This window comes from Hahella chejuensis KCTC 2396 (genome assembly GCF_000012985.1).
Classification (GTDB): domain Bacteria; phylum Pseudomonadota; class Gammaproteobacteria; order Pseudomonadales; family Oleiphilaceae; genus Hahella; species Hahella chejuensis.
On record NC_007645.1, the window covers coordinates 4,099,466 to 4,121,414 of the forward strand.

18 protein-coding genes are annotated in these 21,949 nt (G+C 56.5%); 8 read left to right on the forward strand and 10 right to left on the reverse strand.

Translation table 11 applies throughout. The annotated features are described in order from the left end of the window. Positions 1-127: 127 nt before the first annotated feature. The 8 genes from HCH_RS17690 to HCH_RS17725 all read right to left on the reverse strand — a co-directional run bounded on the left by HCH_RS17690 (position 128) and on the right by HCH_RS17725 (position 13,376). Positions 128-1,891, reverse strand: coding sequence for a reverse transcriptase family protein (locus HCH_RS17690; RefSeq protein WP_011397744.1), 1,764 nt, complete (start codon positions 1,889-1,891; stop codon positions 128-130). Positions 1,892-2,344: 453 nt separating this feature from the next. Further along, positions 2,345-4,018, reverse strand: coding sequence for a hypothetical protein (locus HCH_RS17695; protein ID WP_011397746.1), 1,674 nt, complete (start codon positions 4,016-4,018; stop codon positions 2,345-2,347). 10 nt (positions 4,019-4,028) lie between these two features. Continuing rightward, positions 4,029-7,277: a WGR domain-containing protein gene (locus tag HCH_RS17700; RefSeq protein WP_041598763.1), complete on the reverse strand. Its 3,249-nt coding sequence runs from the start codon at positions 7,275-7,277 to the stop codon at positions 4,029-4,031. Positions 7,278-7,469: 192 nt separating this feature from the next. Then, a complete protein-coding gene (locus HCH_RS17705; protein ID WP_011397748.1) occupies positions 7,470-8,771 on the reverse strand; it encodes a glycosyltransferase in 1,302 nt (433 codons plus the stop codon). Continuing rightward, complete coding sequence (locus tag HCH_RS17710; protein WP_011397749.1) at positions 8,768-11,014, reverse strand: hypothetical protein; 2,247 nt, start codon at positions 11,012-11,014, stop codon at positions 8,768-8,770. Before HCH_RS17710 ends, HCH_RS17705 begins: the two co-directional genes overlap by 4 nt. Then, positions 11,002-11,778 (reverse strand): TVP38/TMEM64 family protein, encoded by a 777-nt coding sequence (locus HCH_RS17715; protein ID WP_011397750.1) that lies wholly within the window; start codon positions 11,776-11,778, stop codon positions 11,002-11,004. The genes HCH_RS17710 and HCH_RS17715 overlap by 13 nt, the downstream gene beginning before the upstream one ends. Before the next feature lie 347 nt (positions 11,779-12,125). Further along, positions 12,126-12,794, reverse strand: coding sequence for a nucleotidyltransferase (locus tag HCH_RS17720; RefSeq protein ID WP_148212606.1), 669 nt, complete (start codon positions 12,792-12,794; stop codon positions 12,126-12,128). A gap of 93 nt (positions 12,795-12,887) precedes the next feature. Then, positions 12,888-13,376 (reverse strand): HD domain-containing protein, encoded by a 489-nt coding sequence (locus HCH_RS17725; RefSeq protein ID WP_049780993.1) that lies wholly within the window; start codon positions 13,374-13,376, stop codon positions 12,888-12,890. Here HCH_RS17725 and HCH_RS34635 point away from each other — a divergent pair. Together HCH_RS34635 and HCH_RS17735 are read left to right on the forward strand one after the other, a co-directional pair. Beyond that, on the forward strand, positions 13,357-13,614 hold the full coding sequence (locus tag HCH_RS34635) for a hypothetical protein (protein WP_011397754.1): 258 nt from the start codon (positions 13,357-13,359) through the stop codon (positions 13,612-13,614). The genes HCH_RS17725 and HCH_RS34635 overlap by 20 nt on opposite strands. Before the next feature lie 293 nt (positions 13,615-13,907). Then, entirely contained in the window at positions 13,908-14,336 is a 429-nt protein-coding gene (locus HCH_RS17735; RefSeq protein ID WP_011397756.1) for a host attachment protein, read from the forward strand. A gap of 38 nt (positions 14,337-14,374) precedes the next feature. On the opposite strand, the gene HCH_RS17740 is transcribed toward HCH_RS17735, so the two are convergent. Further along, positions 14,375-14,827, reverse strand: a complete 453-nt coding sequence (locus HCH_RS17740) for a hypothetical protein (protein ID WP_041598765.1) — start codon at positions 14,825-14,827, stop codon at positions 14,375-14,377. A 249-nt stretch (positions 14,828-15,076) separates the two neighbouring features. Here HCH_RS17740 and HCH_RS17745 point away from each other — a divergent pair, with 249 nt between their 5' ends. After that, entirely contained in the window at positions 15,077-15,418 is a 342-nt protein-coding gene (locus tag HCH_RS17745; protein ID WP_011397758.1) for a DUF6488 family protein, read from the forward strand. Positions 15,419-15,565: 147 nt separating this feature from the next. On the opposite strand, the gene gbpA is transcribed toward HCH_RS17745, so the two are convergent. Next, positions 15,566-17,014 (reverse strand): N-acetylglucosamine-binding protein GbpA, encoded by a 1,449-nt coding sequence (gene gbpA, locus HCH_RS17750; RefSeq protein ID WP_011397759.1) that lies wholly within the window; start codon positions 17,012-17,014, stop codon positions 15,566-15,568. A gap of 478 nt (positions 17,015-17,492) precedes the next feature. Here gbpA and HCH_RS17755 point away from each other — a divergent pair, with 478 nt between their 5' ends. The 5 genes from HCH_RS17755 to HCH_RS32495 all read left to right on the forward strand — a co-directional run bounded on the left by HCH_RS17755 (position 17,493) and on the right by HCH_RS32495 (position 21,944). Beyond that, on the forward strand, positions 17,493-18,131 hold the full coding sequence (locus tag HCH_RS17755; RefSeq protein ID WP_011397762.1) for a hypothetical protein: 639 nt from the start codon (positions 17,493-17,495) through the stop codon (positions 18,129-18,131). A 209-nt stretch (positions 18,132-18,340) separates the two neighbouring features. After that, the gene (locus HCH_RS17760; protein WP_011397763.1) at positions 18,341-19,372 is read left to right on the forward strand and encodes an NAD-dependent epimerase/dehydratase family protein; all 1,032 of its coding nucleotides are present in this window, start codon (positions 18,341-18,343) and stop codon (positions 19,370-19,372) included. Between the two features lie 36 nt (positions 19,373-19,408). Further along, positions 19,409-20,023: a peroxiredoxin-like family protein gene (locus HCH_RS17765; protein ID WP_202945261.1), complete on the forward strand. Its 615-nt coding sequence runs from the start codon at positions 19,409-19,411 to the stop codon at positions 20,021-20,023. Between the two features lie 78 nt (positions 20,024-20,101). Beyond that, a complete protein-coding gene (locus HCH_RS17770) occupies positions 20,102-20,575 on the forward strand; it encodes a DUF2141 domain-containing protein (RefSeq protein WP_011397765.1) in 474 nt (157 codons plus the stop codon). A 439-nt stretch (positions 20,576-21,014) separates the two neighbouring features. Next, positions 21,015-21,944: a mechanosensitive ion channel domain-containing protein gene (locus tag HCH_RS32495; RefSeq protein WP_011397767.1), complete on the forward strand. Its 930-nt coding sequence runs from the start codon at positions 21,015-21,017 to the stop codon at positions 21,942-21,944. Positions 21,945-21,949 lie beyond the last annotated feature (5 nt).

The following is a 21,949-nucleotide window of genomic DNA, read 5'->3' on the forward strand; positions in this document are numbered from 1 at the left end:
AGCGAGTGGAGTCGAGCGTCGGCAGCGCTGCATGCAACAATGCCGATATGCCTGGGCATCTTTCCCTTCCTCGTCGTCACCCGTCCATATTTCGGGCCATTTTTACGCGACCCGAAGCCTCTGCGATCTAGCCCAACATCTTCATCGCAAGATAGATGAGTATACCGATGGCCAACATGATCCACCCTGTTTTAGCGTGGGACTCACCTTCAGGCGCTGGAGCGGATGGTTGGGCCTGCTGTTGTGACTGCACTGGAGTGGAAGTTCGCACTGGCGCGGGGTCCGCAGAAGAGGCGGCCGGAACCGCTTGCGTCTGTTGTTCCGCTTTCTCCGCCTTGCGCTCTTCCTTCACCTGCTCCGCCGTCTTCTCCAGTTCCGGCGCGGCGGATGCTTGCGCCTGCCACCAGTCTTCACGAGGCGCTTCACCTTTCGCCGCCTTCAGACGCATGCGTTTTTTATTCAACGCCAGCACGCGGGACGGCTTCACCTTCACGCCGTATTTCAACTTCAGCTGCGCCACTTTCTGCTGCAACGGCACGCCTTTTACCGGGTTCACCATCGCCACATAATTGGCGAAGCCGTCAATGGCGGCGAACAGCTCTCCCCGACCCCAGGATTTTCCAGCAGGGCCGTCTCTGTCGATTTGAAACAACAGCGCACGAAATCGCTTCAGTTGTTTTCTTTCCACCGAAGCCTTGTCATTCACGACGACGCCGGTGACTTCCTGTCTGCGATGCTTACGCATGATCCGGGTTTTGTCCGGATGCACCACAAAGCCTTCATCCTTGATGATGCTACGGCAGCGCCACAGCAGGCGTTTAACGTCGTCATCGGATTTGCCGTCAGCGGAGAAAGTCACGTCATCCGCATAACGGGTATAGGTAAAACCGAGTTTGGCGGCCATGCTTTGCAGACGACGATCGAGCTTTCGACAGATCACATTACTGATCGCCGGACTGGTGGGCGCCCCCTGGGGCAGAAAGCGTTCCCCCTCGCTGACAAACCACTTCTGGCCGTCCATCTCCACTTCCTGCGTCTTCGGCTGTGAACACAACAGCCCCAGGATAGTAGCAATTTGTTCGCTGTAGCCGAGATGGCGAAACGCGCCTTTGATGCGCGCATAGGACACAGTGGGGAAGAAATCCTTCAAGTCCAGGTTGATGACCACGTCTTTGCCTACATGAGGCTGCGCGTTAGACACAATGGAGCGCTCAACGACAAAGCCATGAGCGGCCTCATGCAGAGTCAGCGGCGCCAGGATGTTGTCCAGAACCCAGTACTGAGCTCTTTTCATACGTGGCATAGGCGCGGAGATTTCACGCACGCCGCCGGTCTTCTTGGCGATGGCGAACTGCTGATAATGGCTGAGCTTGGACACCTCTTTGCTGTAGGCGAGAAAACGCAGCTCGTTGAGCGTCACGCCCATCGCGGTGGCCAGTTCTTCTGCGGCGTTAATGATCGGCAGGTTCTGACTACGCAGACGCGCTTCGTCCGCAGTCGCGTCCTCCAGCCCCCCTGACACGCCCTCACCGAGATAGGTGATCTGATGCGCCTGCACCTCACGCCAATGCTGCGCTCTCTGGAAGCGTTCTTCGTTGCGTTTGCGACGCGTCTCTTCCCGCTTCGCCAGCGCCGCCTGCTTGCGCTGCTTATGCATTTCCTTCAGCGCTTTCTCTGGATCGGAGTACAGCATTTGCTGCTGACCTAACTCCCGCAACGCCGCCTGTAATTCAGTGCGTTTTTTGATAAAGGCTTCCGACAAAGTAGGCTTTTCCGAGTTATCCGGCCAAAAGCCCAAGCGCACCATTTCGGAGAGTATGTACTCGTCCTTGCTGGTTTCACGGATGCGTTGGTAGATTTCCTGACGGGTCAGTTTTTTCTCTTCGCTCATCTCAACGCCCTCCTCTCAATGCCGATGACAACTGCTTACTGCAACGACCGACGCACGCGTAAACAGACCGATTGCCGACAGTGACGGATAACGAGCGGGATGCAGGGAGTGAAAACGAGGACGCAAAGGAGCGCGCCGGAGCGGCGCAAAAAGAAGGCGGTAGCGCGACATGGTTTCCCTTCGTAGAATTCTCAGAACTGGACTGATCAACTCGACGCCGTACGCACCACCTATCGCTCATTGGTTTCGTAGAAACCAAACCGCAATAGCGATAGGTGGTGCAGTACGGCCCAGTAAAGATCTGGCCAGTGAAGCGTGATAAGTCTAAAAGCAAGAACGGCGATCCACCGCTCGGATTGCAAGGTAGTTTTGTCGCGCTACCGCCGTCGGGCAGTATAACAACCTGGGCGGAGCAAGCAAACCCCGACGTTGATTTAACAGGAAAAAATGCGTTCATCGCCCTGCCTCCTCTGCGCCAGCGAAGACATAGGGGTGCTGAATCTGATGCTGCTTGCGCAGCGCCAGCATGTGCTCACAAGGGCCTTTGCGCAGGCGATTATGCACATAGAAGTGACACTGGCATTCGCCCTGACGCAGCCGTTGATCGGCGTCAATCGACACCTTGGGACGGTATGCGACAGCGTTGTCAGTCACTTCTCCCTGCAATGACAGCACGCCATCGTTGACGTCCACCGCGTTCAGTTTCACCAGATTGGCTTTGTTGAAATTCTCCGCCTTCTCCTCACGTTCATTGGCGTAGCGTAATTGAGTCATGGGCAGAGGCTCACGACTTAACTCGCGAATGCGATAGACGCCATCCGCCAGATCGAACAGAACCTGCCCCTGTTGGCTATAAATGGACAGCGCAGACTGCACCACGGTCTCGTCCAGCCCCAATCGGGCGGCCAGGCCGCCAGCGCTCTCCAGCCAGTTTTCCTGCAAGCCGTGATAGACCCGACGCAGGGTGATCTCATCCACCTCGGCTCGCGGCGCCATCAGGTCAAAATTCCCCATACGCGACCAGTCGTTGGCGCTCCAGCCGGACAGTCCCAAGGTAAACGTCAGATCGCCCATTTCCGCTACATAGAAACTGGGCAGGCCATCCCCCATGAGATGCACGACGAATTTGTCCGCAACCGGAATCAAGCGCTCCAGGATATGCAGGCGACGACGCCCCCATACACGAATGCTGCGCGCTTCATGGCCTTGATAGATAGAACGGCTGCACACCACCTCTTCGCCCCAGGGTTCGAATATCACCCGCACCGGCTTGCCGGGCTCCAGCTCGTAACGCATCGCCCGCGGTCCGACACGTTCTTTCTTGCGACGCAGCACATAACACAGGTTATGCACGTCCATGGGCTGTAATTCGACTTTCACCATCGGCAACGTCATCGCCGAACTGACCTGTAGAAAACCGCGCACCCAGCTTTCCGGCAGGTCGATTTTCTTTTCATCGAACTGATCGTCATCGCCGGTCTGCACGCTAAAGCCGTCAGGGTCTACCTGTAACAGCGTTTCCCGATAGTCACGGATTTTCTGGAACTCGTTATACAGTCCCTGGGAGTAATCAATGTTGGTGGTGCCGCAGGCGGTGTCGCTGATGGTTTCAAACACCTCGTAGCCGCAGCTCAATTTGCCGTAGCTGGATTCATCCTCAGAAAAGCATTCGAAGAACACTTGATCCGGATGCACTGTAATCACCGGGTCCAGCACATACCAGGCGTCCAGATCATGCTTGTACAGATAGTTGAAATACTGGCGCTGAGCGTCGTAGTAAGGCTTAAGTATTTTGTCGCTCTGTTTGTTCAGATCGTCCAGTTCGCTGCGCAGAGAGCGAATCTCCGTCTGCAGCGATTCTTTACGGGACATGAACTCAGCCAGCATGTTCTGCTCTTCCTGAGCCAGCCAGCGTTTGTATTCTTCTTTGTCCTTGGGCTGAAAACGCATGTCGGATATGACCACGTTGTGCAGCGCGGAAATCGCTTCGCGAAAGGCGATATGTTTTCTCAGTTTGCCGACGAAGTGAGTCGGCGGCCGCAGGCTGTCCGGGGCGAAGGACAGATCCGTCTTGCCCGCATTGCTGTCCACGCGGCTGTGTCCGTGATAACGGTAACGAAACTCCATCAACGGCTCCTTAATATTCTCTTACTTCGGCGGGCTTGACGCTGAGCGGCGTTCCCAGTTGCGGATAGTGGCGACGCAGATCCAGCAGGGCCTTAATCAGCGCGGCTTTGTCTTTGTGCACAACGGTCAGGGAAATGCGGGTGAACAAATCCGCCGCCATATTGGCCACCTGTTCATTGAGCAGCGACTGTTCGGATAAAAACGCCAGAATGCGATCCTTACAGATGCGACTACGGTTCACTTGCGACAGCACCGTGGTGAAGTAGCCTTGCAGACTGAAAATGCGCTCCGAATGACCGGCGGCGTATTCATTGAGGAAGTTGCTCACGAAAAACTGCACATTGGCCGAAGGGTGCTGACTGAGTTTCAACAGATACTCGACGCCGTTTTGCTCCTGGAAGAAGCGCTGCAGTAATTCCATGCCGTAACGCTGCACATCCGGCCGCACGCTGTCGCACAAGTAGACCACCAGCTCAGGCGTCCACAGGGTTTCGCCCGCTTCCTCATAATGACTGCGAAAGAAGGCGAAGCCGAATTCGCGGCAGTCATCCCAGTTAGAGTCCAGAATGCGTAACCCGTCGCGAATCTCCGCCAGAATACGATCCGGGTTGGCTTCATACGCGTTAAAGGCGTACTGACGCACAGCCACATCGGCATGCTTCGCTAACTGCGCCCACTGACGGACGCTAAATTGCAGCGGGCTGCGTTGCTGCAACAGCAGTGCGCCGATTTGCTGCGCGCCGGTGGATTGCGCCTGCAACAGACGCCAGCAGGTATTGTCATCCACCGCGTCGAACGCAGCGCTGAGCGCGTCTTTGAAGAACGTCAGCCACTCTTCCCGTTGACCGTCCTGTTTCTCGCTACGGAACGTGAAAGGCAGCAGATGATGCAAAATCGCCTCCGCCCAGTCCCGCTGCGCCAGCGCCAGACGCTTCAGAATAGCAGCGGCGGCATTACGGTCATCTGCTTCGCCTTCGAAGAATTGCAGGGCGAGCACGCCAGCCTGTTTGATCAGTTCTGCGTCCGGCTGTTTGCCCAACAGCAAAGTCTGGCATGCTCGCACCGCAGACGACTCCGACTGCATGATGTGTTGCAGCAGGCGCTCGGGAATATCGCCAAAATCGACGCCATGCGCCACCAGCAAGCGCGCGCCGAATAACTGCAATGCCGTGTTGCGCTCCGCCAGCAGACGGTCGATAAGGTGCAGGGACAATTCCCGGCAGGCGTCGGCGAAGCGGGCGATACAGAAGTCCGCCAGCCATACTGCATGGGATTCCTGCGTCAGGGCCGGCGGCAGTTCAGAGGGCGTTTGCAACGCCTGCTCGATCAGAGCATGCAGGCATTGCGCCTGATCCGACGCAGTCCAGGGGTATTGCGCGGTCTTGTCCGCCGCAAACCGGCGCACTTCCTCGTATTGCGCCAGCAGCAACGCCGCCAGCAGGGGTGCTTCCACCAGGGTCGTCTGCGGCAATCGCGCCAGGATTTCCATACCCAGCGCTCGCGCTTCTTCCAGGCCGCTGTTCAGCAGCGCCAGTAACAGGCCATGTTCTATATGGCCGTCCAGGCGCGTCCGCGCCAGCTGCAATGCAAATCGCTGAGTCGCTTCATAGCGGCTGCGCAGCATGCGTTCAATATCAGAAACGGCGATCTCTGCGCAAAAAGACGCATTCGCAGCGAGCGCTTTGCAGGCGAATTCATGCACGGGTGCGCACTGGCTCTCCAGCAGCAGGCGCAGAGCGCAGTCGGGACGCTGATCCCACAAATGCGCAAAGGCTTCTTCACGAGCGCCTTCTGCGCGTTCATCAGAAACTTTCAACCAGGCGCGTCCGCTCGGGGCCAATTTATACTGTGCGCTATCGCCCCGTAGAATATGATTGAACGCAATCAAGCCTGCGTAATGATCATAGACGTTACGCGCGACCAGCTTGTGCTCATAACGACGGCCGTTGCGCTCCCAGCGATAGATATCCGCTTTACGGGTCTGACCTGCATCCGCATCAGAGACCGTCAGCAACATTTCCGTGGCCATGTCGACATAACGCAAATCGCCCACCTGACCGATGCGCTTGATGCTGCGCCAGCTACGACGACGCAGATAGTTACGGGTTTTATTGGAGTATGCGACCTTGGGATCTGGCTTTTTCAACTCGCTTTTTGGTTTGAAGCTGCCCACACCGGGCAACCAGGCCCAATCCCACTGGTACTGGAAGAATTCACGGCTGGTTTCAAAACGCCGCGCCAGCAGGGCGAACATGCGGGCGTCCAGGCGGAACTCGGCGGCTTTATAGATATAGCGCACGCCGCTGAACACCCCCGGCGCCAGCTTGCACTGACTAAGCCAACCGTATAACGCCTCGTAAAGAGAGGGATAGTGCAGGGCCAGCAGATAAGCGTTTTTCAATAGATCATTAGCGCCGGCGGGCGCAGCGTTCAGCCCGTTTTCCAGTTGCAGACGCACGCCCACGTCATCGCCGGAGGTCAGCGCCTGCTGCAATGGCGAGGGCGTCTGATTCCATTGCGTTTGCAACAGCGTCATTCTTTGCGAGGGTTCAGTCAGGGCCAGTATCGACTCAAACGCCATGGCGCTGACGGTGCTGTTTTTCGAGTTCTGCAAACGATGCAGATCTTCCATGTAATTCGTTGCGCGAGTGCGCCCCAGCGCCCAGGCCACCGCAAAATCCTGTAGCCAATCTCCTTTGCCGACGCACGCCGCCAACTCTTGCCCGGCTTCAGGACGTCCCAGTTCCCCCAAACGCCAGATCAGACGGGCCCGCTTGCCGTTGTCCCATTCCTGGCGCAGTTTTTCCAGCAACTTGACCAGCATATCCGTTGGACCTTCCGGCGTCGCCGGCTTGGAGCCGGCGTCCCCCGCAGACGTTGCGAGCGCACCGCGGCTGATGTCGTAATAGCCCTTGTTGGTTTTCGAGACGACGACACTGTCGAACAGCCTTTCCGCCTCTTCCAGCGTTACCGGCGCAGGCGTCTTGGTGCCTTCGCGCAACGCGCCGCCCTGGCGGCCGTAGCGGAAATTGACGAGGAAGCGGTCATCCTTGCGGCTGGCGGCTTCACTCAGCTCAACCTCGTAAACTTTGTTAGAGTTTCCTTCCTGAAAATGCAGGCTGGCCTTTTTTATCAGCTTCATATCGGCTTTATCCTTACGGGATAACGGAATGCGTCGCTCCGATTTAGTATTGCGGCCTTCAATGGCGAAGCCTTGCGCTGACCAAAACGAGGGGTCCATCTCGCTTTCGAGAATCACCCGGACATCGCCATGATGTGAGCGCGATGAACGGAAATTTCAGCCGCAGGCGCTTAGGAGCGGAGAATGAAAGGGAGTAAGAATAACATAGCGAAACGAAAAGTTTAGACGTTTTTTGTCCTTTGACGACAGAGGGTTGCGCCCCGTTATTAACAGGGCGAATGAGGTCGCTGGCAGGGCTTCAAAGCAAGCTCAGCCCCTGTCCTGCTCGCACTCCTGGGAGTTCACGTCACCGCCGATAATGGCCGCGCCCGCAGCGCCCGCCATGCCTTTGACGATGTTCCATTCCGCCTTGATGAGATTGAGAACGCGCTCCCATTGCTCTTCGGTCTCCGGTTCGGAAATATGGGCGAGCCGCTGCAAACTTTCGTAATGGCGCAAGGCGGCCTCGGCGGTGGCGCCCAAGGAGAAACTCTCCGCCGTCAGCCGTGCGCACTCCTGCATACGCCGGCGCTCTACCCGGCTCTGCGCGCCGAAGTGTTGCAACGCGCCAATGAAGTCGACGATAGACGGCTCTTTAATCAGATAGCCGTTTTCATGATCTATCACCACTTCTCGCACCCCGGCGCCATCCAGCGCCACCACCGGCACGCCCGCCGCCATTGCTTCAGTGAGCACCATACCCTGGGTTTCACTTTGCGAGCTGAACGCAAACACATCCATGGCGTGATAGGCGTCGGCCAAATGAGGCAGTTGCAACTGGCCGGCGAAGTGCAGTCGGTCAGCGAGACCGTAACGCTGAAAAACATCGCGCATCTCGGTTTCCGAAGGCCCTTCTCCCACGACTAAAAAGTGCGCATAGCGGTTGAGCAACATAAAGGCCGCCACCGCTTCCGCCAGGAACTTCAAATTCTTCTCCGGCGCCAGCCGCCCTACGTGTCCAATGACATACGCCTCCTGAGAGATCCCCACAGAATGACGAAACAGGCCGCCCTCGCCGCGTTGAAAATCCTGCAACTTTACGCCGGTAGGCACAACGCTGACAGGCATGCGTACGCCACGCTCGCGGATCAGCTCGGCGACGCTGTCGCTGGGGGCGAACACGCGATCAGTCATATTGGCGTAGATGGTCGCCAGTTCGATTACGAAGCGTTTGAACAGCGGCCTGTCCGCAGGCACATAATGGGTGTACTCCTCATACAACGTGTGATGCGTGAACACCAGCGGCGTCTCCCGGTATCTGGCCACCCGCAGGGCGGTCATCCCCAGCAGGTAGGGATGGTGCGAATGCACGATGTCCGGTTGAAAGGCGTTCAGCGTTTCCCTCAGCAGGCCGGGAACAGGCAGCACCATGGAAAAGTCGCTGCCATTGAAGTTCTGAATGGCGGGAACTCTGATGACATCCTCCTCCTGCTGCGGCTGATAAGGGAACTCCGGCGCGATCACCAACACCTTATGACCTCGTCGCCGATATTCCCGCGTAAAGCTTTCCACCGACCGGGCCACGCCGCCTACATGAGGCAGATACGTGTTGGTGACCATGACGATATTCATTGAGCATCCTCCACATTGATATCAACGAAATTACGCTCCTGAGGCGCACGCCTTGCAGCGACGCCCGGCAGTCTCACTTCCAGAGGCGGCGCTGCGTCGAACCACTCCGCTTCCCAACTGACCCTGACCATGCCGGCGGCGCCGACGCCCTCGCCGATCAGTTTGATGCTGACAGGACCAAACCGGGTGGGCGTCGGGCCAAAGGTGACGGGCTGATCATTCTCCAACCACCGCAGAGGCACGCCAGACGCCAAAATCAGCTTGTCCTCTTCTTCCCGTACGAAACAGCTGCGCAGCAACAAAATCCATTCCACCGCCGCCCAGGCGTGCTGCCCGTCTCCCATACAGCCGCCCCCGGTAGCCGGATGCACCGCCTCCGGCCATTGTCCCGCAGGCGAAGCCAAATCCGCCGCCCCCTGCATCAACGCCTCGTAGCGGGCGTCTCCGGCGCGCAGCAACACCTGCGCCACATGCAAGGTCAGGTAGATATTCACGCCGGAGTGAATCACGTCCTGAAAGAATCCCCCCTTGTAAAAGCAGTTGGCGAGCAGGAACTCCACGGTATCCAGCAAGCGGGGGTCGTCCGCCTCAAAGAGCTGCAGCGGATACCCTGCCGCCACCGATCCAATGGCGCCGGCGTCCAGCCGCCGATACGGCGACGCTGGCATACCAGGGCGTCCCAGGCGCTCTGAGGCGCGATGGAGACTGATGTCGATGGCCTGCTGAAAGACCTCCGCCTCGCGTTCGAACTCTTGCGCCGCCAATTTGTCATAGTCGTCCATCAAGCGCGCCGCGGCGCGTAAACCGGCTACGCCCCAAAAGTCATCCCAGTAATAATAGTCATTGGGTCCCAGATGTTCCGCGCTGAATCCCGCCGGCAATAGGCCCGCATGAGGCGCGCCGTCGTTGGGCTCGCGTTTGCGCAGAATCCAGCGCGCGCCTGCGCGGGCGGCGTCGAGCCAGGCGTTTTTCGGCCTGGTTCCAGTAAGCTCGCTGAAGCGCTGCATGATCCAGATCGCCTCGCCGTTGGAGTCCCACTCCCCGGCCTGAGAATGAAAATAGCCATTGAGGTCCTGTAGTTTGGGAAAACGGTCCAGGGCCCGTTCCGCCCTTTGTGTCAGTCCCAGACATAACAAGCCGTGAATAATGAACGCCGCGTCCCGGAACCAGAAACGTTTGTAGGTATAGGGGCCAGCGTATACTTCTCCGGGGGACAGCAGAGTCAGAGTGCGCACCGCCGCGTCATACAGAAATTGAACCTGCTCATCCGAGGTTTGCAGTCGGCAGCATTCACTCAGGCTCGCCTCCCAGTCTCCCGGTTTCTCTTCACCGGAGAGCGGCAACGTAATCCGCGCCTGAACATTGCGGGACGCCCCTGCCGGAATCGCGAACATAGCGGCGGCGGTGATCATGCCGATATCGCATTCCCCGGACTTCTGGTCCTTGGCGTCGCGCAGATGAATATAAACATCCCCTTGCCGATAGTCGGAGACGTGATGGCGATCGACGGGATCGCTGAACGCCACTTGGCGCTCATTATCCACCGTCCAGCCATTACGCTCCGGGCTCAATTTCACTTCATGAATAAAGCGCACCCCTTCAGGATTATAGGGACGCAGCGCCAACACCAGCCAGGCGTCGCGACCAGCATGTCCCGTCATGTCCAACAGACAAACCGGCGCGCCGTCGCGCATGACGACTTGCGCTTCAACACGCAAACGCATGTCCAGCTCGTCCGTTTCCGTGACGATGCTCAACGCATCCATGTGCAATACCTGTCGGGTCTCCGTGGAGCGGGAGGGAACCAGGATGTCGCCGTCGGCGGTGACGATCCAGGCGTCCAGAGACCAGCTGTCCCACAAAGGCGTCAACAGCCCGCGGGGGTCCACCAAAGGCGTTTCCTGCAGATCCGGCAGTCCCACGGCGGTCCAGTTGCGATGAGTCAGATTAACGTGGGTGAGGCTGAAAGCGCGGGGCACGAAAGAGGGGTCCGCAGGGTCAAACTGACGGCTGATCCAATAGGGCCAGACCCAGTCCAGATTATGCTGAATGACTCGACTGTTAATGAATCCACGGGCGTGAAACACCGCTCCCGCCCGCAACAATTCAATGGGTTCCGTCACCTCCGAAGGCTGGGAAAACCGGTGCAAATGCGACAGCACCGCCACCGGGTCCAGGAACCCGTGTGCGCGGGCGAAGCGGCTGATAATGTAGCGCCAGGGTAACCATTTCATCCACGGCATTGTTCTTCTCCTTCATTTACCGGCGACCCCTGCGTTGCGCGCGGAACTTTCGGCGCGTCCCGCCGCTCCAGCTCATAGGTCGCCAAAATCCGTTTAGCCATGCGATTCAGATAGACGAGAAACACCGCCAATGCGGCGAATCCGCCCAGATACAACGCCCATTGCCAGGGACTGCGCTGTGCGGCGCCGACGGAGACGCTGAGCGCATCCGCCGCCAGCGAACCGACATACACGTTATGCACGGAGTAAGGAATGATTCCGATCGTGTTGCCGATGGCGAAATCCTTGAGGGAGAATCGACTGAGGCCGAACAGATAATTGGACACTTTGAAAGGAAAGAGAGGCACGAGCCGGACCAGCATCACCAGTTTCCAGCCCTGATGACTGACTTCCGCATCGATCAGCCTGATTTTGGCGTGAGAGCGCACATACGCTGCCGCTTTTTCACCAAAGCCGCGCCGGGCGATGACAAAGGCGGCGATAGAGCCCAACGCCGTCCCGACAATCACGTAGATGGAGCCCATCACGACGCCGAATACAAATCCCGCGCCGGTAGTGAAAAACACGCCGGGAGCCAACAGCACCACCGCAGCGGCCATCACCACGACAAAGATCGCTCCCGCCGCCGGCCCCTGCCGATTCATCCACTCCAACAGGCGCACGATATCGCGGTGTACGTCGAAGGCGTACAGCAACGCTACAATCACGGCGACCACGACAATTCCCAGAATCATCGAGGTCTTCAAAGACAATCCGCGCGCCATTGCGGCCCCAGTCACATCAGAGTGGGTTTGACGCGCCTGTCCACAGCAGGCGTTCGCACGCCCGACATCCTGCAGTCTGGTTGCTTTGTACGGTTATCGCCAGATACCGCTCCACTGCAATCCTCCCTTTTCCATACGGCGTCGCGTCCTCCCTCTTCGCCTGCGAACCGCATTGGCGAAAGAGGCGAAGAGCCAAACCCGCTCTTCCCGCATACGCGACAACCTTTGCAAGTTGAACCGGCGATCAACGCCGGTCATTTATTGACCATACTTACTTTAAACGTCAGTCACAAGGGCGAAAGGCGTCGCCACGTCCTGTATTAATCTTTCGTTATTATCCCGCCAGCTTAGTCGGAAAACGCCTCAACCCGCGTCTCGCCGCCCCCGTCGCCGTACATCAACGCCTCCCATTGATCAGGATGTTCATTCATGATCAGCGTGCGCAAACGTCCCGCGGAGAGGCGATCGATAGGTTTGCCGTCAGTGCTGCTGCGCCCCCTGACCCGCAAATCCCGCAAGGGATATACCGATAGCTCCACGGGAAACTCCATATCCAGATAGATATGGGTGAATTCCATAAATCGGCCTTCTTTGCGTATGCAAATGCTCTTGGTTTCATACGGCCATTCCAGCTCGTCGAGATAGCGAAACAGGGTCTCCGGCATATCGACAAAGACATGCAGATCGATATCGCTGCTGGCGCGAATGCGGCCGGTGCTTACCGAACCAATCAGTCGCGGATTGAACGGCGCCAGTTGCTCCATCACATCCATCGCCAGGACCCGCATATCGAATAAGCGTTGCGTCACCGCATCCGGCTCCTCAAAACGCGCCATACGATATATTTCCTCGGATATTTCCCCGTTGGAGGGCAAATGCAGCGTATAGCCGCCCACCAGTCGTTTCGCCGCCTTACGCTTGGCGTCCAGGTATTGGTCCACGCCTTCTTCATACATCAGGCGGGCGGCCTCAATGATCAAAAGACGACGGAGGCGGTTATTACGTTTACTTTTCATAAATGGACCGGCGCGGATCTGCGCCGTGAAAGTCAGATTGATATCTAAATAAATCGGCGCATCAAAGCGCCTGCGCAGCGATACGCCACAGGATCAGGGTTGCTGGGCGCCAGCGGCGATCAAAGCATCCAGCGTCAACTGCAGCGCCTGCTCCGGGTTGCGCACTTTCGCGGTGAGCGAGCGTCCGCCCAGGTCCCAGCGTCGCAGCCGGACTAAGTCCTGCAGACGCGCAGAATCGCCCAGGCGTCGACGGGTTCGTTGCGGCGAAATCAACAGATCCAAATGATGAGCGATTAACCACTCCACCCGGCTGGACAGCACGCCTCGCACCATGGCGGCGCCGACTGCACAGTGATCGCGCTGATCTACGCTTTTGCCCAGGTCATGAAAGAGCGCGGCGGCCCAGAGTTCCGGATCATGGGTTTCGGCATACGCCAGCTCGAACACTTGCAGGGAGTGATAGAGAGCGTCTTCTTCAGGGTGATGACGCAACGGTTGACGCACGCCGTCCAGGTCCCATAACAGACCTGACAGGTATTCCCGAGTAGCTGGTTTCGCTGCGATGTCTGCAGCTTGTCGCAAGGTGACTTCGGAGGAAGTCGTTAAAGAAGTGGAAGAAGTGGAAGAAGTGGAAGAAGTGGAAGAAGTGGAAGAAAAGAAAGAGGTCGAAAAATCGAAATCGTCTTTGGTGTTTCCCAATATTTTTCCGGTTGAACCGGCTGTCCGATACTTGATTTTTAGCGGAGCGAACCGCACTGAGTTGTTATCCGCCATTAATCGGCGTTTAGCGCCGACGCGCCATTATAGCGGAATATTGTAACAGGTGAACCCTGGATGTCTTTCTTGTCTGTCGCCGTTTCAGGCGATTCCCCAAAAATTGGGTTACACTCAAGCAGTGTTTGGCGGTAATTGCGGCGGAACGCCGCACCGGCGATTGCTTACTATTAATCAGGCAGACAAATAGCTTCCTTCTATTTGTCTGCAACGACAGGGCCTGCACATGTCAGGCCCTGTCTCCCGCGGCTGGCCGCCGCGCAGGCGCATTCATGCGCCTGATTATTAACATGCCAATATCATTGCCATATTAATAAACCGTTAACCAGAGGAGTTTTTATGACCACATGGGTACTAGCGGCGGACACCACCCACGCCAGACTGTTTTCCTGCGATACCCCCAAAGGCGCATTACAGGAACTGGAAACCCTCACCCACCCGATCAACCGACTCATGGAACAGAAAATCGTCTCAGACCGCAACGGCGGGATGATGAATGGTTCAGGCAATCACTCCTACGGCGAAGCGGATCGTAAAAAGCATGAGGAAGTGGAGAGATTCGCCAAGCGCGTCAATGAGCGCCTGAATGAAGGGCTCAATAAAAAGCAATATGACAAGTTGTACATTCTCTCCGAACCCACCTTCCTGGGGGTGTTGAGACGTCAGATGAACTCTAATGTGCGTCATTGCGTGGCGGCGGAGGTCGACAAAAATCTCACTGTGCATCCGGTCAAGGACATCCGAGGACATCTGCCGGACTATTTGTAACGCTTGAGTTCTAACGCCGCTGGGCGGGCGCCAGGCGACTAATGGGTCGCCTGGGAGCTGCTGCGGCGCGCCAGCGGCATGTTCAGATGATGCGCCACGAACATGTCATGGGCGCGGGTGTCCGTCAGGCAACTCATACACTGCATCACGCTGGAATTAGTAGCTGGCTCGCTGAAACGCGCCAGATACTCGCAGGCGATGTTGAGCACCTTGTTGGACTCCACTTCGTCGCCCATATGATGAAACACATTAGACAGATAAATCCCGGACAAAGTCAGCAAGGTAATGGCTGTCTTGCGCTCTTCCCCCTGTCGCGACAGCAGCAGTCTGGCCAGATCGAAAGAGCTGCCGATATAGGGCAAGGCCCGGTTCCATTGAGAGTTTTGATAGTAGCAGCCTGACAAATGCATCCAGTGCATCCAGTTATTCACCAGTTCCTCTTCAGGTTGCAGCGAATACCATTCTTCGTGTGTGGGACATAGAAAACGCATGGGTGTGAAAGCCTCCGTCTTTTTGCAAAATCCTAAATGATAATTATTATCATTTGCAACAATAATTGACGCAGTTCTGATTCCTGTCAAATCGTCCATTGTCACGCCCCCTAAAACCGACCATTTGGCCGAAGCGCAGACTATCCCGCCGGACTAGAATATTCTCTTCGCATCGATCTCCCCATCTCCTGGCGCAGGCTTTGCGGTAAATGGAACTCACAACCGGATACATAACGACACGGCGATCATATGACCAAAACCAAAGCGTTTCTGCTAAGCCTCCCCCTGGCCTTCTCCGCCCTTCAGGCGCACGCACACCCCAACCATGACAGGCTGCAGTCAATCCCTGAGGAAACCGCTCAGGATCGCGGAGATTTCGTCATGAAGAAAATGGTCGGCGCCAAACGTCTGGACGCAAGCTGGACCCATGCGGAAAGAGTCGAGACCCTGTATATGGACAAGGGAGAAGAACACCTCTGGCGGGTGAGCTATAAAAACTCCAGCGCCGCCGATGCGGTCAAGCAGACGTTTTTCATCTTCCTTGACGATAACGGTAATTACGTCACGTCCAACTACACAGGCCAGCCTTAACTTCCCGTTTTCCCCGGGGCGCATGCGAGCCCCTTCCTTCTGAATAAACCTTCAGTTCACGGATAAACCTTCAGTTCGTAGATAAAAAAGCCCCGGCGCACGCAGCAACCGGGGCTTGAAATCAGGAATCGGAATTTCCTTAGTCGATTACTTCACCAGTTCCCAGGCGTCGCTCCAGTAGGCGCCTACGCCAGGTTCGTAGTGGTTGGCGTTGTCGCTGTATACCGTACACCAGCCGCTGTACGGGAAAGGCTTACAACGATAGATCTTGCCGTCTTTAGCCAAAACGGTCGTTCCCGCTTTATAGGCGCTCAGGCTTTCCGGGAAGACGTAATCGTAGTCTCCGCTTGGAGGTGTATCGCCGCCGTCTTCCTTCAACAGGAAGCCCTGGGTTTTCTGCACTACTTTGCCGTCGTCGCTCTCGCCTTTGATGACCAGGGAGTAAGCGCCAGGCTCGGCTTTGTCGATATCGATGCGGAAGTTGTGAGACGCGTTATCCACCTTGGCTTCACCGAAACCAGCGGCGGAGCCGTCTGGAGCGTACACGTAGCTGCTGACGTTCATCGCCGCATTGGTGGACACGGTGAAGTCGATGGTAGCCATACCATTTTCGATCATGTACTCGCCTTGCAGGCCGCTCAGCTCAACAGCCGGATCAACGGGGCCATCATCGCCTTTGACGATTTCAATCTCAACGCGGTCAACGTCGCCATCCGCTTTGCCGAATACATCATTGCGACCGTAGGCTGGAACGATGTCGCCTTTCGCGTTCATCTTACCGGCGCGCAGCGCGTCGGACTCTTTGTTGATGGCGGTGGCCAGCAGGAACGGCCACTTGTCTTTCTTACCGTCATCCGCGGAGTTGATGTTCAGTACAGTCTGCAGTCCGGGATTCTCGCCATTGCGATCGAATACGCGGGTTTTCACCTGGTCGCCGGTCTGCAGATCGATGGACGGATTGATGTCGCCGATATCGCGCCATTCCTGCGGCTCGGACGGATCACCGCCGCCACCGCCGAAATCCACATCGACTACTTGGTAGAAACTGTTGACGGTATCTCCTACATCCCAGACCCCCAGGATCACCTGATAACCGCTGCGGCTGGGCACGTTACATTCATGGGACAATTCCGTGGGCGGACGCTGATTATTGCCGTCATAGCTACAGAACGGCTGCGCTTCAAACGAGTTGCGGGTCAGCGGCGCGTTGGGATTCCAACCCTCTTTGGTGATGTAGTAACGCCAGTCACGGGTGGCGTGATTGGCGGTGAAGCGCCACATGAAGGTATTGGAGCCGGCCTGGATCGGCGTTTTTTTCCAGCGGTTGACGGACTGCTCATCCAGCTCGGAAAAGTGGGACACCCCGGCGCTGGCGATCTTGCCGTCGGCAGGGCCGCCCTCAGGATAACGGTCGGGGCCTTCTACACTCTGCGGCTCCCACTGAATAGCGCCGCAGTTAAGGTTTTCCCCCAGTTTACATTGGTAGGAACGGGACGCCGGCTTGGAAATATAGCCGTGCGCGAGAACGTTTTGGGCGATGAAAGGCAAAGTTACCAGACACCCAAGAACGAGTTTCTTGGTATGTGCTCGGTTCATATTAGAGCTCCCCTTATTATCAATTGGTATAGTCCTTTCTTCAAGGAAGAGCAGGGATTTTATTACGCGCATATTTCGCGCAATATCGGCTATTTACCTCATATTTGTAAGCCTCTAAAACTAAAGGACTAATAAAATCGCATTATGCTATTGGCATGCTTTTGGTATGCTTTCAATTCACAAAACGACCGAAACTGGTATTTAATTTCAACGTTACCCGGCGCCAAGACCGAGCGTTAGCGCCTCCCGCACGCCAAGCTTTGTTTGAGCGATTCTGTTTCCCATATACGGGACAATAAACCCCTGTTTTCACATTGCTTTCGACATATCGAGCCGGTAATTTTTTAAACCAATCTGACGTCAAACAGAATGTTGAGCCACTTCCGGAAACGACGCTTTCGTCGCCCGGGCATGGACGGCATAAACACCCGGTTAACCAGTGTTTCCTTAACCTGAAATTAAAATACGAGGAGTATTTATGTTCGAAAAAGTGAAACGCCAGGCAGGCATGAGTTTCATGCTGTTGGCCGGGTTGAGCGCGGGCGCGGCTAATGTTTACGCGGACTCCGATTTTTTTAATGGAGAGCGCCATCGCCCTCCTCGCTACCTTGAAGCGGAGTTTGGATTCACCACCGACCAGACCTGCGTGCGCAGTTTGCCGCAGGCGCCAGGAACCGTTTCCATAGATCCGGATACCCGTCAGTTGCTGGTGGATGCGCAAATCGTCGATATGAGCGGTTACGGGGTCATGACCTTCAGTCGGGACGGCACTATGACGCTGGAGCAAGCGGCGGCGGGTGAGTTGAACAAAGCCAGCCTCACCAGCGGCGACTTTCCGATTCAAACAGGCTTCAGCCCTTACTGCGAAGGCACTTATGAGCTTAAAAAAGATAACTTGGTCTCCGTCGCCTTCAACTGCGTTATCGATGTACCCGCGCAAGGCGCCACCATTCACGCCGGTCCTGTCTATGCCGACGGCTACTTGGCCAGAGGGGGGCGCGGCATGACGCTGAACCTGCAACAAAACATCCAGACACTGACTGTTGAGCTGCCGGGAACTTCCATTGAGTTCCAGCGCATGTGTCTGCAGCGCTTCGCTTTGGAAAAAATTAAGTAGCAGTGGATTAACGAATAGAAATGAGCCGGTAATTCATTTTCTGCTCAAAAAACGACATAGTCCAAGTCCCGACAGAGGCGTATGATCGAACTGTAGTTCGGGAAATGAGCGGTCAGGACAACAACGCGGCCCCGCCGGATGAACATCCGTCTCGACAAGAAGAGGCGAATGGAAGTTCGGCGGGGCGTCATGTAAACAAGGAGACTGTCATGGACACAGGACCAAAAACGCGGGTGCTGGTCACCGGCGCGACTGGCTTTTTGGGAAGCAACGTTATCAAGGCGCTGATGAACCGCTCAGATGTGGAGCCCATCGCCGCCTGTCGCACCCCCTCAAAACTGATCCCCCAATTCAAAGGCGAGATACGCAGCGGCGACCTGATGGACGCGGCCTACCGTAAAGCAGTGGCGCAGGATGTGGATGTGGTCTGCCATACCGGCACCTGGGGCGCATTCTGGGGACACGCCGCCTTGGAGCGCACCCATTTCTTCGAACCTGCGGTGGACCTGGTCGACCAATGCATTGACGCCGGCGTAAAGCGATTCCTACTCGCCAGCACCGTCGCCATCGCCGCCATCCGCAAGGACGGCAAACCTCAGGACGATTTTTCCGAACCTCGTTACACCGGCTACTGGCCGCACGTCGACAAGCTGATCGACGTGGATAACTACATGCGTGAAAACAGCCAGCGCGGCACGCAGATGGTTAATATGCGGCTGGGGCATTTCGTCGGCAAAGGCAACCACCTTGGTATGGTGCCGGCGCTGGTTCCCCGTCTGCGCACGTACATGGTGCCCTGGTTATCCGGCGGACGCAGCCGCATGGCGCTGGTGGCGGATTCAGACCTCGGCGAATCATTCGCCCTGGCTTCCGTGGCGCAGGGGCTGGACAACTATGAGTCGTTCAATATCTGCGGCAAAGATTTCCCCACCACCCGGGAAGTATTTGAATTCATCTGCAAGGAAACCAACTCACCCAAGCCCATCTACAGCGTGCCTTATTTCGCGGGCTACGCCTTTGGCTGGCTGATGGAGACGTTGCTGCCCATTCTGCCGGGCTCTTCCCCGTTCCTCACCCGTTCTCTGGTGCATGTGGCGGAAGACTGGCTGTGCCCGACAGATTACGCCCATAAAAAAATCGGCTATACGCCACAAAAAGATTGGCGCGTCGCAGTAAGCGAGGCCCTCGCGGAACTCAAGGAACAAGGCTACCCCTGGCCGCATCTGTCCCAGGCCGCCTGATTCCACAGCATGTCGGACAATAAGGAACACACCGCCGTGAAACCAGGATTAGTAAACAAAATCCAGGCGGGCGACCTCGTCGCCCCCAAAACCTTAACCACTATCAAAGGCCAACCGACGCAATGGCCGGACCCGGAACGACTGGTCCATTTACAGTTCCGCCGTTTCGCCGGCTGCCCCTTTTGCAATATGCATATGCGCGCCATGACATTGCGGCATGCGGAGCTGGCCTCTGCGGGGATACGGGAGGTTGTCATATTTCACTCCAGCGAAGCCTCCATGCAGCCGTTTCAGGGAGACGCGCCTTTCGATGTGATCTCCGATCCGGAGAAAAAGCTGTATCAGGAGTTTGGCGTAGAGAAATCCTTGCGCGCCCTGATGGACCCGCGAGCGATCGCCGCAGCGATTAAAGGCGGCGCGCGCAAGATGAAAACCGCCAATCCGGATAAGGGCGAAAGTCCGCTGGGTCTGCCCGCGGACTTCCTCATCGCGCCGGATGGCTCCGTGGTCGCCTGCAAATACGGCGTTCATGCGTACGACCAGTGGTCCGTAGACGACGTGTTGACGTTGGCGCGCGGTTTTCACGCCCGCGCATCAACACGGTCGGAACCGGCCCCATCGCCCGCTCCCAAAAGTGCCGCAGCCCATTGATGCGGCGGTTGAATGAATGTCGTTGCAGACAAATAGAAAATCACTATTGGTCTGCAGGAAATGAAGGAGGGACAAACCATGCGCACACCAACATGGAAGCAAGCCAAACCCTTTGCGCAACTTGTCGCAGCGGGCTGTCTGGCGACGCTTGGCGCTACCATAGTCCTGGCGGCGGACACGCCGACTGGTTCAATTGAAGTACAACTGCAGCGCCTGGAGAACGACAACGGGGGGCTGATGGTGCATTTGTACACCAGCGCAGACGGCTTTCCCGACACCCCCGCCAAGGCCTCCATCAAGCTATATGTGAAGCCCACGGACGCCAGCGCTCACGCCACGTTCGCCAATGTGCCTTACGGCGTGTACGCGGTGGCGGTGTGTCACGACGCCAACAGCAATGACGACTGCGACGCCAATTTTCTGGGTATTCCCAAGGAAGGCGTCGGCGTTTCCAACAACGCGAAAGGGTTTATGGGGCCGCCCAGTTTTGACAAGAGCAAGTTCACCCTGCAGGAGCCATCCAAAGTAGTTTCTATTGATTTGGATTATTAAGGCGGAGTCGTTTGGCGCTCTCTCCTGTCACGTTCATCAACGCCCGGCTGGTCTTCGCCGGGCTGACTCCAGACCTCCCTCTCACCTCAGGTTCAAATTCAGCGTCCCGCAAGCATTAAACTTTCCTAATAATCCGCTTATTCCGCCGTCTTTTTCTGGTTCTGCGTCGGGCCTAGTCTGATTGGCGTCTGGCGAAATTACGTTAACGGGCCAAACTATAAGTATCGCAGAGGCTTCTATCGCGACGCCCGGCGACCTCCAGCGTTGTCTAGTCGCAAAGAAGACCCGGGCGATTAACGCCGTTGGCGCTTATGCCCCTGTATTTAAAATGAATTATTGATGAATACCCTAATATTAATTCGCGAGAAAATGTTGCAGGCTGTTGGTTTTCACCCACATCAACATCAGCGTTAAAACAGAGAGGATAAAAAGCCGCAAAATGCTGGAAAGTTTCAAAAGTCTGATCGACATTGCGTCCACACGAGGAGTGCCCGCCACGATAACGCTGCTGATTGCGTTAGCGTTGCTACGATGGGTGGTTCACCGTCAGATCAAGCGCAATAGTTCGCTGTCGGAAGACTTCAAGCTGCGCTGGTCCAACATCCTCAAAAACTCCACCTACCTAATTCTCATCATCGGTCTGGTGCTGATCTGGGCGCCGCAGATCCAGACTTTTGCGCTGTCGCTGACCGCCTTCGCCGTGGCCATTGTGATCGCCACCAAAGAATTGATCCTGTGCGTAAGCGGCACCCTGTTGCGGGCGGGCAACCGCCAGTTCGCCGTGGGGGATATTATCGAAGCGGGAGACTACCTGGGCTACGTGGTGGACCAGAACCTGATCACCACCACCCTGAAAGAGCTGAACCGGGACTTCTATTCCAGCACGGGCAAGACGGTGGTTATCCCGAACAGCCTGTACCTGAGTTCGGCGATCAAGAATCACTCGGTGTTACGTCCTTACGTGATTCACAGTTTCTGCATTACTACAGAGCCGGACTTCCAACGCTCCTACGAATATTCCCTGAGAATGAAGGAAGCGCTGGACAAATACTGGAGCGAATTCCAAAAAGAGAACAAGGATTTCATTCCGTTGATCCGCAGTCGACGCTTGATACTGCAGGACGTGATCCCGAAATTCCGTTTCACCACCACGGATGTGGCCAAGCATAAATTCGTGGTGACGCTGCCGTGCCGCGCCGACGCCCGGCTACAGCAGGAACAGATGATCAATATGCTGCTGTTCGCCCCGCCGGTGGAGAACAATGAAGAGACGAGCCAGGAAACCGCGCAGACGGAAGCCTTGCCCGCGCCAGATCAGCAAGCGCCAGAGCCGCTCCCTGATGCGGCGCTGGTGCGCACCACCATCTAATAGCA

What these genes read in the sequence shown, in the direction of transcription:
- HCH_RS17755 (WP_011397762.1), top strand. Translation starts at nt 17,493, where the DNA reads ATGTTCGAAAAAGTGAAACGCCAGGCAGGCATGAGTTTCATGCTGTTG.
- HCH_RS17695 (WP_011397746.1), bottom strand. Translation starts at nt 4,018, where the DNA reads ATGGAGTTTCGTTACCGTTATCACGGACACAGCCGCGTGGACAGCAAT.
- HCH_RS17705 (WP_011397748.1), bottom strand. Translation starts at nt 8,771, where the DNA reads ATGAATATCGTCATGGTCACCAACACGTATCTGCCTCATGTAGGCGGC.
- HCH_RS17715 (WP_011397750.1), bottom strand. Translation starts at nt 11,778, where the DNA reads ATGGCGCGCGGATTGTCTTTGAAGACCTCGATGATTCTGGGAATTGTC.
- HCH_RS17690 (WP_011397744.1), bottom strand. Translation starts at nt 1,891, where the DNA reads ATGAGCGAAGAGAAAAAACTGACCCGTCAGGAAATCTACCAACGCATC.
- HCH_RS17740 (WP_041598765.1), bottom strand. Translation starts at nt 14,827, where the DNA reads ATGCGTTTTCTATGTCCCACACACGAAGAATGGTATTCGCTGCAACCT.
- HCH_RS17710 (WP_011397749.1), bottom strand. Translation starts at nt 11,014, where the DNA reads ATGCCGTGGATGAAATGGTTACCCTGGCGCTACATTATCAGCCGCTTC.
- HCH_RS17760 (WP_011397763.1), top strand. Translation starts at nt 18,341, where the DNA reads ATGGACACAGGACCAAAAACGCGGGTGCTGGTCACCGGCGCGACTGGC.
- HCH_RS17720 (WP_148212606.1), bottom strand. Translation starts at nt 12,794, where the DNA reads ATGAAAAGTAAACGTAATAACCGCCTCCGTCGTCTTTTGATCATTGAG.
- HCH_RS32495 (WP_011397767.1), top strand. Translation starts at nt 21,015, where the DNA reads ATGCTGGAAAGTTTCAAAAGTCTGATCGACATTGCGTCCACACGAGGA.
- HCH_RS17745 (WP_011397758.1), top strand. Translation starts at nt 15,077, where the DNA reads ATGACCAAAACCAAAGCGTTTCTGCTAAGCCTCCCCCTGGCCTTCTCC.
- HCH_RS17735 (WP_011397756.1), top strand. Translation starts at nt 13,908, where the DNA reads ATGACCACATGGGTACTAGCGGCGGACACCACCCACGCCAGACTGTTT.
- gbpA (WP_011397759.1), bottom strand. Translation starts at nt 17,014, where the DNA reads ATGAACCGAGCACATACCAAGAAACTCGTTCTTGGGTGTCTGGTAACT.
- HCH_RS34635 (WP_011397754.1), top strand. Translation starts at nt 13,357, where the DNA reads ATGTCTGCAGCTTGTCGCAAGGTGACTTCGGAGGAAGTCGTTAAAGAA.
- HCH_RS17770 (WP_011397765.1), top strand. Translation starts at nt 20,102, where the DNA reads ATGCGCACACCAACATGGAAGCAAGCCAAACCCTTTGCGCAACTTGTC.